The sequence below is a fragment of the Devosia sp. genome (genome assembly GCF_025809055.1).
Lineage (GTDB): Bacteria > Pseudomonadota > Alphaproteobacteria > Rhizobiales > Devosiaceae > Devosia.
On the sequence record NZ_CP075529.1, the window covers coordinates 1,322,429 to 1,337,316 of the forward strand.

The 14,888-nt window shown below is 61.2% G+C and carries 12 protein-coding genes; 11 read left to right on the plus strand and 1 reads right to left on the minus strand.

The window, feature by feature from the left end; translation table 11 throughout:
* Window positions 1-80: 80 nt before the first annotated feature.
* The 11 genes from KIT02_RS06490 (at window position 81) to KIT02_RS06540 (ending at window position 13,225) form a co-directional block, all read left to right on the plus strand.
* Window positions 81-1,598 carry a sugar ABC transporter ATP-binding protein gene (locus tag KIT02_RS06490; protein ID WP_297583807.1) on the plus strand — a complete coding sequence of 506 codons (1,518 nt, stop codon included), beginning with the start codon at window positions 81-83 and terminating at the stop codon, window positions 1,596-1,598.
* Window positions 1,595-2,599, plus strand: a complete 1,005-nt coding sequence (locus tag KIT02_RS06495) for an ABC transporter permease (RefSeq protein WP_297583810.1) — start codon at window positions 1,595-1,597, stop codon at window positions 2,597-2,599. Before KIT02_RS06490 ends, KIT02_RS06495 begins: the two co-directional genes overlap by 4 nt.
* Window positions 2,596-3,561, plus strand: a complete 966-nt coding sequence (gene yjfF, locus KIT02_RS06500) for a galactofuranose ABC transporter, permease protein YjfF (protein WP_297583813.1) — start codon at window positions 2,596-2,598, stop codon at window positions 3,559-3,561. The genes KIT02_RS06495 and yjfF overlap by 4 nt, the downstream gene beginning before the upstream one ends.
* 70 nt (window positions 3,562-3,631) lie before the next feature.
* Window positions 3,632-4,360 (plus strand): GntR family transcriptional regulator, encoded by a 729-nt coding sequence (locus tag KIT02_RS06505; RefSeq protein ID WP_297583815.1) that lies wholly within the window; start codon window positions 3,632-3,634, stop codon window positions 4,358-4,360.
* A gap of 88 nt (window positions 4,361-4,448) precedes the next feature.
* Window positions 4,449-5,378, plus strand: coding sequence for a helix-turn-helix domain-containing protein (locus KIT02_RS06510; protein WP_297583817.1), 930 nt, complete (start codon window positions 4,449-4,451; stop codon window positions 5,376-5,378).
* A 209-nt stretch (window positions 5,379-5,587) separates the two neighbouring features.
* Entirely contained in the window at window positions 5,588-7,099 is a 1,512-nt protein-coding gene (locus tag KIT02_RS06515) for an alpha-N-arabinofuranosidase (RefSeq protein WP_297583820.1), read from the plus strand.
* A gap of 230 nt (window positions 7,100-7,329) precedes the next feature.
* Window positions 7,330-9,261 carry an ABC transporter substrate-binding protein gene (locus KIT02_RS06520; RefSeq protein WP_297583822.1) on the plus strand — a complete coding sequence of 644 codons (1,932 nt, stop codon included), beginning with the start codon at window positions 7,330-7,332 and terminating at the stop codon, window positions 9,259-9,261.
* 160 nt (window positions 9,262-9,421) lie between these two features.
* Entirely contained in the window at window positions 9,422-10,426 is a 1,005-nt protein-coding gene (locus KIT02_RS06525; RefSeq protein WP_297583832.1) for an ABC transporter permease, read from the plus strand.
* A gap of 5 nt (window positions 10,427-10,431) precedes the next feature.
* A complete protein-coding gene (locus tag KIT02_RS06530; RefSeq protein WP_297583835.1) occupies window positions 10,432-11,289 on the plus strand; it encodes an ABC transporter permease in 858 nt (285 codons plus the stop codon).
* The gene (locus KIT02_RS06535; protein ID WP_297583838.1) at window positions 11,286-12,314 is read left to right on the plus strand and encodes an ABC transporter ATP-binding protein; all 1,029 of its coding nucleotides are present in this window, start codon (window positions 11,286-11,288) and stop codon (window positions 12,312-12,314) included. Before KIT02_RS06530 ends, KIT02_RS06535 begins: the two co-directional genes overlap by 4 nt.
* Window positions 12,311-13,225, plus strand: a complete 915-nt coding sequence (locus KIT02_RS06540; RefSeq protein WP_297583841.1) for an ABC transporter ATP-binding protein — start codon at window positions 12,311-12,313, stop codon at window positions 13,223-13,225. Before KIT02_RS06535 ends, KIT02_RS06540 begins: the two co-directional genes overlap by 4 nt.
* A 75-nt stretch (window positions 13,226-13,300) precedes the next feature.
* Here the strand turns inward: KIT02_RS06540 and KIT02_RS06545 are convergent, their stop codons facing one another.
* On the minus strand, window positions 13,301-14,482 hold the full coding sequence (locus KIT02_RS06545) for a sialidase family protein (protein ID WP_297583845.1): 1,182 nt from the start codon (window positions 14,480-14,482) through the stop codon (window positions 13,301-13,303).
* Window positions 14,483-14,888 lie beyond the last annotated feature (406 nt).

Here is a 14,888-nt window from a genome sequence, read left to right on the forward strand (position 1 = left end):
TTCTCGGACGGAGGTCTCTGCTCTCGCGGGGATGACGCAGAGATAGTTCCGCTTTACGGTCGGCGGCGGGGGAATTTCCAATGACAGAGGCAGCTTTCGCGCTCGAAGCGCGCGGTATCGTCAAGATATTCGGCAACCATGTCGCGCTCGATGCTGTCGACTTTGGTCTGCGGGCCGGTGAAGTCCATGCGCTGCTCGGCGAAAACGGCGCCGGAAAGTCGACGCTCATCAAGATCCTGACCGGCGCCTATCAGCCCGAGGACGGCGCGGTGCTGGTGGACGGTACTGCTGTTCATCTCGACAATCCGCAGCAGGCCCAGACCCATGGCATCGGCACGGTCTATCAGGAAGTAAACCTGCTGCCGAACCGGTCTGTCGCCGAAAATCTCTTTCTCGGACATCAGCCGACCCGCTTCGGTCTTGTCGACCGCAGGCGCATGGAGCGGCAGTCACGCGACATCCTCAAGCGCTATGGGCTGGACATCGATCCGGCCAGCGAACTGGGCGGACATTCGGTCGCCGTGCAACAGATCATCGCCATTGCCCGGGCCGTCGAACTTTCCGGCAAAGTGCTCATCCTCGATGAACCCACCGCCAGTCTCGATCGCAATGAGGTAGAACGCCTGTTCGAAATCATGCGTGATCTCAAGAGCCAGGGCCTGGCCATCGTCTTCATCACCCATTTTCTCGACCAGGTTTTTGCCATCTCAGACCGCGTCACCGTCTTGCGCAACGGCAAACTGGTCGAAACGCGCGCCCTCGACGACGTCACGCGAACCGACGTGGTGCGCCTGATGCTGGGCAAGGATGTCGCCTTTTCCGGCGCCACGGCCCTTGAGGATGCGCGCCCCCAGGGCGAAGTCCTGCTCGACTTCGCCGAATTCGGCCGCAAGCGCAGCGTGCACCCGTTCAGCCTCACCATTCACAAGGGCGAGGTTGTCGGCGTGGCCGGCCTGCTCGGATCTGGGCGCACGGAAATGGCGCGGATCATGTTCGGCGCCGATGCCGCCGATCAAGGCGAACTGCGCGTTCAGGGCAAACCGGCCTCGGTCTCCCGGCCGAGCGACGCCATTGCGCTTGGCTTTGGATTCTGCCCCGAGGACCGCAAGGCCGAAGGCATATTTGGAGACCTCTCGGTCCGCGAAAACATCGTGATTGCGCTACAGGGCAAGCTGGGCTGGTTCAGCGCCCTCAATCGCGATGAACAGATGGAAATCGCCGGCCGCTTCGGCGAATCCATGGACATACGCGCCGCCTCACTCGACATGCCGATCAAGCTTCTGTCTGGCGGCAACCAGCAAAAGGTCATCCTGTCCCGCTGGCTGGCTACCGACCCCGCATTCCTCATTCTCGACGAACCCACGCGCGGCATCGATGTCGGCGCCCATGCCGAAATCGTGCGGACCATCAATCGGCTGCGCGACGAGGGCCTGGCGCTGGTCGTCATTTCTTCGGAACTGGATGAAGTCGTCGCCTACTCGTCCCGTATCGTCGTTATGCGCGATCGCGAAATGGTGGCCGAACTCAGTGGCGAGAACATCAATCCCGGCGTCATCGTGCAGGCGATAGCCAATCACCGCGAGGGCCCCACGCCATGACCCGCCGCTTCCTGAGCAAGCTCGCCAACCCGCAATTGCTGGCGCTGGTTGGCATCCTCTTGATCAACTGGCTGATCTTCCCGCCGTTCTTCCGCATCACCTGGCAGGACGGGCGCCTGTTCGGCAGCCTCATCGACGTGCTCAACCGCGGGGCGCCCGTTGCTATCCTGGCCATCGGCATGGCCGGCGTCATTGCCACCAAGGGGGTCGATCTGTCCGTCGGTGCGGTGATGGCCATGGCCGGTGCCGTCGCCGCCACCATGGTCGTGGCCGGTTACCCTGCCCCCATTGCCGTCGCTACCGCCCTGGCAGTCGGCCTCGCCTGCGGGCTCTGGAACGGATTTCTCGTTGCCGTGCTCGATATCCAGCCCATCGTGGCAACCCTGGTTCTGATGGTCGCCGGCCGCGGCATTGCGCAGCTGACCACCGAAGGTTTTATCGTGACCTTCACCGATCCGCTCCTGATCTATATCGGGACCGGCTCGTTCCTTGGGCTGCCCATGGCGGCGGTCATCACCATAGTCCTGTTGATCGTCGTGACGCTCATCGTGCGAAAAACGGCACTCGGACTGTTCATCGAGGCCGTCGGCGTTAATCGGGCCGCGGCCAGCCTGGCCGGGATCCACAGCCGCATGCTGATCATGCTGGTTTATGCGCTCTCCGGCCTCTGCGCCGCCATTGCCGGACTGATCGTTGCCGGCGACATTCGTGGAGCCGACGCGAACAATGCGGGGCTATGGCTCGAACTGGATGCCATCCTCGCCGTGGTCATCGGCGGAACGTCCCTGCTCGGCGGCCGCTTCTCGATTCCCATGGCCGTTCTGGGCGCCATCATCATCCAGGCCATGAACACCGGCATCCTGGTGTCCGGCTTCCCGCCTGAGTTCAACCTGATCGTCAAGGCCGGGCTGATTGTCCTTGTGCTTGTCATCCAGTCACCACTGGCCACCAGGATGGTGCCCAAGAGAGGCCCGGCGCTGGTCCGGGGGGCAAGCAAATGAACCGCAGCATCAGACCCCTTCTGGCGACAGCGATTATCTTCGCCATCGCCTATGCCCTGGCCGTCATGCAGTTTCCCAACATGTTCTCCACCCGGGTGCTGGGCAACTTCCTGACCGACAACGCTTTTCTTGGCATTGCGGCGGTCGGCATGACCTTTGTGATCCTCTCCGGCGGCATCGACCTGTCTGTTGGTGCAGTGATCGGGTTCACCGGGGTCCTCGTGGCCGTCTTGATCGGCTGGGCCGGGCTGCACCCCTTGCTCGCCTTTGTCATTGCCCTGTCCGCGGGCGCCGCCTTTGGCGCCAGCATGGGCCTAGCCATTCACTACCTGCAGGTGCCCGCCTTCATTGTCACGCTGGCCGGAATGTTCCTGGCCCGCGGCGGCGCGTCTGTCATCACCCGGGATTCCGTCCCGATCAAACACGAGTTCTACGACTGGATTTCCGATCTCTTGATCCGGCTTCCGGGCGGCGGGCGGCTCAGCTTCATCGGGCTGCTGATGGTCGCGGTCTTCCTGATCGGTGCCCTTGTCGCCCACCGCACCCGCTTTGGGTCCTACGTCTATGCGCTTGGCGGCAATGAAACTTCCGCCTCGCTGATGGGTGTGCCCGTGGCGCGCACCACCGTGGCGGTGTACATGGTATCGAGCACCCTCGCCGCCTTGTCGGGAATCGTATTTTCCCTCTACACTTCAGCCGGCTATCCGCTGGCAGCCGTGGGGGTGGAACTGGACGCGATCAGCGCCGTCGTAATCGGGGGCACGCTGCTCACCGGCGGCTACGGCTTCGTGCTCGGCACCTTTATCGGGGTCATGCTGCTGGGGTTGGTTCAGACCTACATCATCTTCGACGGAACACTGTCGAGTTGGTGGACTAAGATCGTGATTGGTGTCCTGTTGTTCCTGTTCATTGTCCTGCAACGGCTGATTTTCGCGGCCTCTTCACCGGGCGAAAAGGCCTAGACCATGCCGAGCGGGACAGGAGTGCGACGGTGACGCCTCCCTGGCGCCAGGGGGGTGCAAGGGGGCGGCCATGATAGAGACCGGCAGCCTCATCCGCTCGTTGACGGGCAGGCGCGCGGCGCGCAATTTCCATACCTTCGTCATCAACGAGATCGGCCAGGCCATCGTCACCGGTACCTTCCCCGTCGGCTCGGTATTGGCCAGCGACGCCGTGATGATGGAGCAATATGGCGTATCGCGCACCGTGCTGCGCGAGGCCCTCAAGACGCTGGAGGCCAAGGGTCTGGTCGAGGCCCGCCCGAAAGTGGGCACCCGGGTTTCTCCAAGGTTGCGCTGGAATTTCTTCGACCCGCAGGTGCTGGCCTGGCACTTCGACGCCGCACCGGACCCGGCTTTCTATGACAGCCTGTTCCGCATCCGTGACCTGCTCGAACCCCCGATCGTGGAACTTGCCGCGCGGCATCGCAATGCCGAGCAGGTGCGCCTCCTCAAATACTGGTGCCACCAGATGGAGACGGCAGATGACAGCATCGAACAGTTCGGTCTGGCGTGCCTGGAGGTTCACACCATCATCGCCGATAGCGGTCACGACATGCTTCTTCGCTCCGTTCTCGGCGTCGTTGAACTGACCCTCGCCCTGGCCTTGACGCGCTCCGTCACGCTGGCAGCAGCAGACTATCGCGAAAAGGCGGCTACCCTGTTCGTGTCACTCACCGCGGCGCTGGAAGCCGGGGATGCTGCCAATGCAGCGCGGCTGTACCAAGCAACGCGGCAGCTCGATCGCGCACAGGTCTATTGACTGTCGCACAATACTTTTCCCGGCTGCACTTGATTACATCATATCTTTTGATGCAGAACCGGAGCTGCATCTCGAATTTGGAAATCCCATGAGCCGCAACTTTCTTGTCGTCGACCCCGAAGAGAACATCGACGTTCTCAAGGGCCTCGCCTCCACTATTCGCGTGAGCATCCTCAAGCTCCTGCATGTAGAGGGACCGCTGAACGGCAACGACATCGCCGCGCGTCTGGACCTGCCGCAGTCGACAGTGTCGACCAATATTCAAATTCTCGAGAAAGCAGGCCTGATCCGCACGGAAACCCAGAAGGCGCGCAAGGGCAATCAGAAGATTTGCCATTCGACCTTCGACGAGATCATGGTGATGTTCAAGGACGACATAGAGCCGTCGCGGGCCAATACGATCGAAGTGGCCATGCCGTTGGGCCTTTACACCAGTTGCGAAGTGTCCGCGCCCTGCGGGCTCTGCTCGACGGACGGCATTATCGGATTGCTGGACGTGCCCAATACCTTTTTGGACCCCGACCGCATGAAGGCCGGGCTGATCTGGTTCACCCGCGGGTATCTCGAATATCAGTTCCCCAACAATGCCAAGCTGGCCCAGCACACCATCGAAGCCATGGAATTTTCAATGGAGCTGAGTTCGGAAGTGCCCGGCACGTCGGCGGACTGGCCCAGCGACATCACCCTTTCCGTCAACGGCACCGAAATCGGCACCTGGATGTCGACCGGCGACTATGGCGACAAGCGCGGCGTCTATACCCCGGATTGGTGGAAGCTCAAGGGCAGCCAATATGGCAAGCTCAAAGGCTGGCGCATCACCCAGGACGGCACCTATGTCGACGGGATGAAGATCTCGCCGGTGTCGCTGAGCGATCTGGACCTGTCCAATCACCATTCGATCCGCCTGCGCATCGCGGTCAAGCCCGACGCCAAACATCCAGGCGGCATCAATATCTTCGGGCGCGGCTTCGGCAACTATGACCAGGACATCATCCTGCGCCTGCAGACGGCCCCGTAGCAGTGCAAACTGCGCCTCCCTAAACCCCTGCGATATCGCGTTTTCGGGTTCGATAGCGGCCAACTCCTGGCTCGCTGGCGTACGCACTTATTCACTCGATCGAAAAGTGTGATAATTTTCGTCTCGCAGACCCTTGCCAGCCCGTATCCGCCCGTATAAAACCGCTTTACTGATATAAATCAGAAAAACAGGATTATTGGGAGGACACGGTGAAAGCGTCCGTTATCGCGAACAAGGACTACACCATTTCCAAAATTGACGACCGTGTCTACGGGGCTTTTCTGGAGCACCTGGGCCGGGCCGTCTATGAGGGCATCTACGAGCCGGATCACCCGACCGCCGACAAGGACGGCATGCGCGGTGACGTGATCGATCTGGTCAAGAAGCTCAACGTGCCGGTCGTCCGCTATCCCGGCGGCAATTTCGTTTCGGCCTATAACTGGGAAGACGGCGTCGGCCCGCGCGACCAGCGCCCCACCCGCCTCGACCTGGCCTGGCACACCTCCGAAAGCAACGCCGTCGGCGTGCACGAATTCGCCGACTGGTGCGCCACTGTGGGCACCGAGATGATGCTGGCGGTCAACCTTGGATCCCGCGGCATCGACGAAGCCCGCAACTTCCTCGAATACTGCAACCATCCCGGCGGCTCGTACTGGAGCGACCTGCGCATCAAGAACGGCCGCAAGGAACCGTTCAACGTCAAGCTCTGGTGCCTCGGCAACGAGATGGACGGCCCATGGCAGGTCGGCCACAAGGACGCCCACGAATACGGCAAGCTCGCTGCCAACACTGCCCGGGCGATGCGCCTGTTCGACAGCTCGCTCGAGCTGGTCGTCTGCGGTTCGTCCAATTCGGACATGGTGAGCTACCCTGATTGGGAGCGCATCGTGCTCGAGCACACCTATGACTCGGTGGACCACATCTCGCTGCACATGTACTTCGCCAATCGCGAAGACAATACGCCGAACTATCTCGGCCTGAGCCACAAGCTCGATACCTATATCGAGACAGTTGCTGCAACGATCAAGCAGGTGAAGGCAAAGAAAAAGAGCAAGAAGGACGTCTATATTTCCTTCGACGAATGGAATGTCTGGTACCACTCGAACAAGCGCGACCGCGAAGTACTTGGCGGAAACGGCGGCTGGCCACATGCCCCGGGCCTGCTCGAAGACATCTACAACTTCGAAGACGTACTGATGGTGGGCCTGATCCTCAACACCTTCATCCGTCGCTCGGATGTGGTGAAGATCGCCTGTATCGCCCAGCTGGTGAACGTGATCGCCCCGATCATGACCGAAAAGGGCGGCCCGGCCTGGGCCCAGACCATTTACTACCCCTACTACTTCGCCTCGATCTTCGGCCGCGGCACCGCGCTGCAACTGGTCACGAGCTCTCCGGGCTACGAGACCACCCACAAGGCAGAGACGCCCTTCGTGGACGTGGCGGGCACCCACGACGAAGAAGCCGGGACGCTGAGCTTCTTCCTCGTCAACCGGCACCCCACCGAGAGCATCGAAACCGAAGTCAGCCTGCAGGGTTTTGCCGGCGGCTCGATCATCGATCACCAGGTGATGACCCACACCAACCTTAAGGCGGTCAACACGGCCGGCAAGCAGGACGAAGTGGCTCCGCGCAAGGGTGATGGTGCCCGCATCGCCGATGGAAAACTGTCGGTGAACCTGCCGCCCTACTCCTACCAGATGGTGCGCGTAAAGCTCTGACATGACGTCACGCCATGGGCGCAATTCGCTAGCAGACTGCTAGCGTCTGGGATCACAAATCCCGCAAGAAGGGACGCATCGGCGACGATGCGTCCCTTTGCATTGTATATCATGCTTTCCGATTTACATCATAATCTGCATTGACAGCACTATTGGGCTGGTTAAGTATGATTTTAGTGGCGCGGGGAGCGTCACAGGGAGCCGAACGGCCCCACAATGGGAGGACATCGATGGATAGACGTAATTTTCTGATCGGCTCGACAGCTGTCGGCACGTTGATGGCAGCTGGCAACAACCTGGCCTTCGCCCAGGATGCCGCCGAAGGGACTGCTCCGGATCTGGCACAGTTCCCGCGCAATGAAACCGTTATCGTTCACAACCCCGAAGGCGTGATCCGCAATCCGAGCTGGTTCAATCTCTGGGTCAATGCCAGCGGTGGCTGGTCAACCGGCCTGCAGCAGCTGGTGATGGACACGCTGTGGTACATCGACCCCGATGCCGGCATCGAGGGCGCCAGCGAAAACGCCATCTACTACTCGCTGGCTGAAGGCCCCTGGGAATACAACGACGATTTCACCGAGATGACCGTCAAGCTGCGTCAGGGCATCCTGTGGAGCGACGGCGTCGAGTTTACCGCAGACGACGTGGTCTTCACCGTCGAGAAGCAGGCAGCGACCCCCGGAACGAACTGGAACGGCGCCTTCTCCACACAGGTCGACACCGTGACGGCCGTCGACAAATACACCGTCCACTTCAAGCTCAAGGCACCCAATTCGCGTTTCCATGCGGTCTTCTCGGTGCGCTGGAACGCCGCCTGGATCATGCCCAAGCATATCATGGAAGGCGTCGAGGACATCCTGACCTACGAGAACAACCCGCCGGTCGGCCTGGGCCCCTATACGCTGCATTCGTTCGACCCGAACGGCACCTGGTACATCTGGGAAAAGCGCGCGGACTGGGACAAGACCACGATGGCGCTTGTCGGCGAACCCAAGCCGCGCTTCGTCATCTACCGGAGCAATATTTCGACCGACAATCGCCTGATCGAGATGCGCAACGGCAATCTGGACATGATCCACGATCTGTCGCCGGAAGGCACGTTCTCGATCGTCCAGCAGGACCCGCAGACTCAGGGCTGGTTCCCGGGCTTTCCCTATGCCCACCCTGACCCGACCCTGCCGATGGTCATGTTCAACGTCCAGAACCCCAAGTTCCAGGACAAACGGCTTCGCTGGGCGCTTGCCCTCATGCTCGATGCACGCGCCATGTCCATGGCGTCCTATCGCGGCGCGGCAACGCTTTCGGCGATCTCCGTGCCGCCGACCGGCACGCATCCGCGCGACTATCACGCACCCCTGCAGGATTACCTGATCAATTTCGAGATCGACACAGGCACCCGCAAGATCAAGCCTTACGATCCCGATATCGGCCTGCAGATCGCCGAAATGGTGCGTCCGCAGTTCGGCGATGCCGTGCCAACCGATCCGGAAGCCATCCGCAATTCCTTCGGCTATGGCTGGTGGAAACAGGACCTGCAGGCTGCCGAGGAGCTTCTCACCTCTGCCGGGCTGACCAAGAACGGCAATTCCTGGATCCAGGCCGATGGTCAGCCCCTGACCATCGAGGTGCTTGCCCCTCAGGAAGGCGTCATCAACCGGCTGGCCGTGATGATTGCCCAGTCCTGGTCGCAAAACGGCATCGAAACCAATGTGAACATGGGCACGGACCGTGGCACGCGGAACGAGCAGGGCGACTACGAAGTCAATATCGGCTGGGCCGTGGAAACCTGGGGCGGACACCCCGACCTCAGCTTCTTCCTCGACAGCTACCACTCCGAGTACCTGGCCGAACCGGGCGCTATCCAGCCCGCTCGCAACTGGATGCGGTGGACCGACCCCCGGCTCGACGAAATCATCGAGAAAATCCGCGGCAGCGACTTCAACGACCCGGCCGGTATCGAATATGGCCATGAATTCGTGAAGCTGCACCTCGAAGAGATGCCGAACATTCCGATCATGTCGTACAACGTGTTCTCTGTTCAGTCGAACCGCTTCTGGACCGGCTGGCCGAATGCGGACAACAACTACGCCAATCCGGTCACCAACTGGTCGAACGCAAAGTACATCTTTACGCAGATCTCGCCCGTCGAAGGCGCGTCTTAAAAGTTCTCCCAGGCGATCTGGTTTGGGCCAGATCGCAACGAGGGGCGCGGGCAACTGCGCTCCTCGCCAATTGTCTTCGGTTGCCACAAGCAACCGGAGACTGACTGCCAGCGGCCGCTAACCGGCCTGGCGGGACGAAGCGGACGGCTGAGGAGTCCAAATGCAAGGGTACTTATTGTTTGTGGGGAAACGCGCCCTGCAATTGTTGGCAGTGGTTTTCTGCGGCGTGTCGGCCACATTCTTCGTGACGCACCTGTCCCCGGTTGACCCGGTCGAAACGGCGTTGAGCCGCATGACCTCCCGATCCAATTTCGCTCCCGAGGCCATCACCGCCCTGCGGAACGCCTTGACCGATCTCTATGGTGTGGACGAGCCCCTCTGGAGCCAGTTCGTCAATTTCTGGCTTCGGCTGATGCGCGGCGACCTCGGCCCCTCGCTTCTGACCTTTCCCACGCCGGCCATGGTGCTGGTGATGCGGGCAATGCCCTGGACGGTTTGCCTGCTGGCCTTTTCGACGATCATCACCTTTGTCATCGGCAACCTCATGGGCGGCCTGGCCGGCTACTACCAGAACAACCGCTTTCTCAAGTTTTTCGGCATTGCGGCCATCTCGATCCAGCCCATCCCCTATTACATCGTCGCCTTCATCATGCTGATCCTGTTCGGCTTCGTCTGGCCGATCCTGCCGATCTCGGGCGGGTTCGCCATGAATGTCACGCCGGGCTGGAACTGGTACTACATCACCTCGGTCATCCAGCACGCCACCCTGCCGGCGCTCACCCTGGTTCTCACCGGGTTCGGCGGCTGGTTCCTGGGGATGCGCGCTCTCGTCTCCAACATCGTCACCGAAGACTATGTGACCTATGCCGAACTGGCAGGCGTCGATCGCAAGACCATCGTGAGCGGCTATGTCATGCGCAACGCGCTGGTGCCCCAGTTCACGGCCCTGGCCATGGTCATCGGCGGGATTTTCTCGGGCACGGTGATCACCGAGCAGGTGTTCAACTATCCCGGCATGGGTTCGCTGCTGATCGACGCCGTCAATGCCGGCGACTACTCCCTCGTGCTTGCGGTTTCCACAGTGTCCATCACGGCAGTGGCGCTGGCAATTTTCATCGTGGACCTGCTGCACCCGCTGCTTGATCCACGCGTTCGGCCGGAGTGATCGCCATGTTTGCAGTCCTACGCGATCTCATCCGCTACAATATCGAGTTTGCAATCGGCATGGTGCTGGTCGGCGTGGTGGTTATCTTCGCCCTGCTGAGCCTGTTCTCGCCGGTTGATCCCTCCCTGATCTACATCGCCATCCCGGACCAGCCGCCATCGGCCCAATACTGGTTCGGCACCAATTCGCGCGGCCAGGATCTGTTCTGGCAATTGTCCGCGGCGTTCCGCAACAGCCTGCTCTTCGGCGTGACGGTGGCCGTACTCTCGCGCATCATCTCCATCGCCGTGGGTCTGGCCGCCGGCTACCTCGGCGGGTGGGTCGACAGGGTCCTGATGTTCGTCAACGACATCTTCGTCTCCGTGCCGATCTTCCCGGTGCTGGTGCTGTTCTATTTCGTGCTGCGCAACAACATGGACAGCTTCACCATGGCGCTGATCCTGGCCTGTTTCGGCTGGCCGTTCGATGCCCGGCTGATCCGCTCGGTCGCCCTGGGGCTCAAGCACCGCGAATTTACCCGCCATGCCGTGTTTGCCGGCATGAGCACCCGCAAAGTGCTGCTGGAGGAGCACCTGCCCTATGTCATGCCGATCATCTTCTCGACCTTCATGAACAACATGCTCTGGTCGATCGGCATGGAGGTGACCCTGGCGGTCCTGGGCTTCACCAATATCAACAACCCGACCATCGGCACCGTGCTCTACTGGGCCAATTCGCATTCGGCCATGGTGGTGGGCACCTGGTGGTGGATCGTCATCCCGGTGATCCTGATGGTGACCACCTTCATTGGCCTGTTCCTGCTGGCCATCAGCATGAACGAATATATCGACCCGCGCAGCCGGTTGCGGAGGATGGGCGCATGAGTGAGAACCTGCTGAAGGTCGAGGACCTCAAGGCCTACTACCAGATGAACTATTTCGGCGTGCAGCGCGAAGTGCGGGCCGTCGATGGCATCACCATGTCGATCAACAAGGGTGAGGTCTATGGCATTGCCGGGGAAAGTTCCTCGGGCAAGACCAGCTTCATCAAGGTGCTTGCCGCCGCCATCCGTCCGCCGCTACGGGTGGTGGAGGGTTCGGTCAAATACCAGTTCAAGAATGCGCCCATCGATGTGACCACGGCGAGCCCTGCCGAGATCGAGGCGGTGCGCTGGAAGCACCTCTCCTACATCATGCAGGGCTCGATGAGCGTGCTCAATCCGGTGCGCCGTATCGGCCGGACCTTCCGCGACTTTGCCGCCCGGCCCCTGGGTCTCAGCGGCGCCGCCTTCGAGCAGCGCGTCATCGGCCACCTCGAAAAGCTCAAGCTGCCGCCCGATGTGCTGCGGGCCTATCCGCACGAACTGTCCGGCGGCATGCGGCAGCGCGTTACCATCGGGCTGGCCACCGTCTGCCACCCAGAATTCGTCATCGCCGACGAGCCGACCACGGCCCTTGACGTGGTGGTGCAGAAGGAGGTGCTGAGCCTCATCCGCGATATCCAGAAGGAGATGAACTCCTCGGTGGTCTTCGTCACCCACGACATGAGCGTACACGCCAATGTCGCCGATCGGGTGGGCATCATCTATGCCGGCCGGCTGGTCGAAGAGGGGCCGACGCGCGAAATGTTTTTCGCCCCCAAACACCCCTATACCGCCCATCTCGTCGCGAGCCTGCCACGCATCGGTGACACCGCGCAGCGTCCGGCGCTCGAGGGGCGTCCTCCCAATCTCGCGGACCCACCGCAGGGCTGCCGTTTCCACCCCCGCTGCCCGCTGGCGGTCGACAAGTGCAAGAAGGACGTGCCGCCCATGGAAACCGTCGGTCCCGGCCATCGCACCGCCTGCTGGCGGTGGAAGGATGTCGAGCCGCTGGTCAAGGTGACCCAGCCCGCAGGAGCCATGGCATGACCACCCTGCTCGATGTCAGAAATGTCTCCAAGCGCTTCACCATGGGCGGCTTGTTCGGCCGCAAGACGGTCAACGCCGTGGTCGATGCCAGCTTCTCGATTGCCGCCGAGAACCCGGAAATCTTCACCATTATCGGGGAGAGCGGCTCCGGCAAGACGACGCTGGCCCGCATGATCCTGGGGCTCGAGGACCCCACGGACGGCGAGATCCTGTTTCGCGGCCAGAAGGTCGACCGCCATGCCGGCCGCGCCAAGCGGCTGGAATTCATGGGCAATGTGCAGCCGGTCTTCCAGAACCCGTTCGAGGCCTTCAACCCGCTCAAGAAGATCGAGCGCTATCTCGAAAGCACCGCGCGGCGGTTCCTCGACACCACTGACCGGGCCGTCATCGACAAAGCCATGGACGAGGCGCTGCACAAGGTGGGCCTCAGCCTGCAGGAGGTGCGTGGGCGCTTCCCCCATGAGATGAGCGGCGGGCAGCTGCAGCGCTGCGCCATTGCCCGGGCCCTGATCCCCAATCCGCCGCTCCTGATCGCCGACGAACCCGTGTCGATGGTCGACGCGAGCCTGCGCATGAGCATCGTCAACCTGCTCAAGAGCCTGCGCGATGATCTCAAGGTCTCGGTGATCTACATCACCCACGACCTGGCGACGGCCTATTACATTTCCAACCGGCTGATCATCATGCAGCGTGGACATATCGTGGAAATGGGCGACGCGCGTACGGTGCTCGACAGTCCCCAGCATCCCTATTCGCGCCTGCTCAAGGCCTCGGTCCTGTCCACTGACGACGCCGGCGACGGCAAGCTCAGCACCGATCCCGAAATGATCCAACGCGCTGCCGACATGGTGACCAATCCCGGCACGCTCACGGACCAGCCCGACGGCCGGCGTGTGCGCGTGGCGGGGTAATGCGCCGAGCATGACTGGAAAAAGAAATGACCCCGTCGCGATGCGGCGGGGTCTTCTTGTACCGCAGGGCTGACGTCAGTCGGCGGCGATGACCAGCGAGGAAAGCGGCACACGCGTGAGTTCGGCATCTTCCTTGTTGGTGGCGTAGCTCACATAGAGATGGTCATTCCACACCACGGACTTGGGATAGGAATAACTCGGCCGCTTGTATTGACCCTCAAACCGCAGCGGCTGCATGTCACTGGCTGCGCGCAGCAGATAGGCGGTGTCGAACCGGTATCCGTCGGCACTGAGCACTACTGCCAGGGGCATCCGTGCCTTGTTGGGGTGCGGATTGCCGACAGAAAAGACCGTGCCATCCGGCAAATTGCCCGCGCTTTGCTTGGTCCGGGAATCCGGCATGTTGGTCAGGATCGGATCGGTCCAGGTTTCGCCCTCGTCCGTGCTCATGGCGGCGATCTTGTAGAAGGAATTGCCCTGGTCCCGGAAAATGGCCACCAAGGTGCCATCGGCCCGCACGAATGAGCTCGGCTCCAGTTCGCGGCTGATCTCGGCATTGCTCGTCGGCAGGTTGGTCATCTCTGCCTGGTTCCAGCCGCTCACGCCGAGTGGGTCGTCTGTATAGATCGGCTTGGCGATCAGGCCCGGCTGGAAATGCGCGAAATTGACGATGCGGCCCGAAGCCAGGGCATGCGGGTCCTGCTCGAAAATCCCCTCGAGCGGGCTGCCATCGGCCATGGTCACCGGCTGCGGTTCCGACCAGGTCTCCCCGTCGCTGCTGGTCGAGTACTCGACGTGACCACCGCGCGGCGAGGCGTCCGCCGGCCACACGTTGAAATAGGCAACGAGGGTCTCGCCATCGGTCCACCAGCCGCCAGAAGACTTGTAGCCGTCGGCCCATTCTTCAGTCAGTTGGCGGGGCTCGGACCAGTCCGTGCCATTGTCGCTGACAGCATAGACAACAGTGGTGTCCGGCCCGTCCTCATCGCGCGCGGAACTCTGCCATTGTGCGTAGAGCTTGTCCTTGAAGGGGATCAGCACCACGCCATGCGCGAATTGCTGTCCGCCCTCCTCGGGTGAAAAGATGGTGATGGTCTCGGTGCCTTCGGCAGCAGCCAGGCCCAGGGTATCGGTGTCGGAAAAGTCGAGAACCTCTCCGGCCATCTCAAATGGAATCGTCTGCGAAAGCTCCTGCGCCGTCGCAGCGCTGACAAGCAGAGCCCCGGCAAGAGCCAGCGAAACAGTGTGCCTGAACAATGAACTGTCCTCCTCTGTGGCAGATGCGATGCCGGCCCCCATCTCCTCAGCCGACACAAACCGGAGGGTATGAAAATACAATCATTGAATCAACCACTGATACAATCAGCGAATTGATAACAATCGGGCACGCCGAGCACTGAGCCAGCGAGCGCGCTTTTTGGCGATTGAATGAGATGTCAGGACCTATAAATCCTGAGTCGAAAAAACCCTTTGGATTCAATGACGGCAGGAAAATTCTGAGTCAACGCCACAGGGAATTCTGAGTCGATCCCAAGTACGCGACCAGCAATCATGAGTCGATAATCGACGTTTCGACAGGCAAATACGAGTCGATGGCCTGCGGTGCCGCGCAGGCCAAGAAAAATGGCCGGGCGAAGGCCCGACCATAGAACAGAAACCGGCG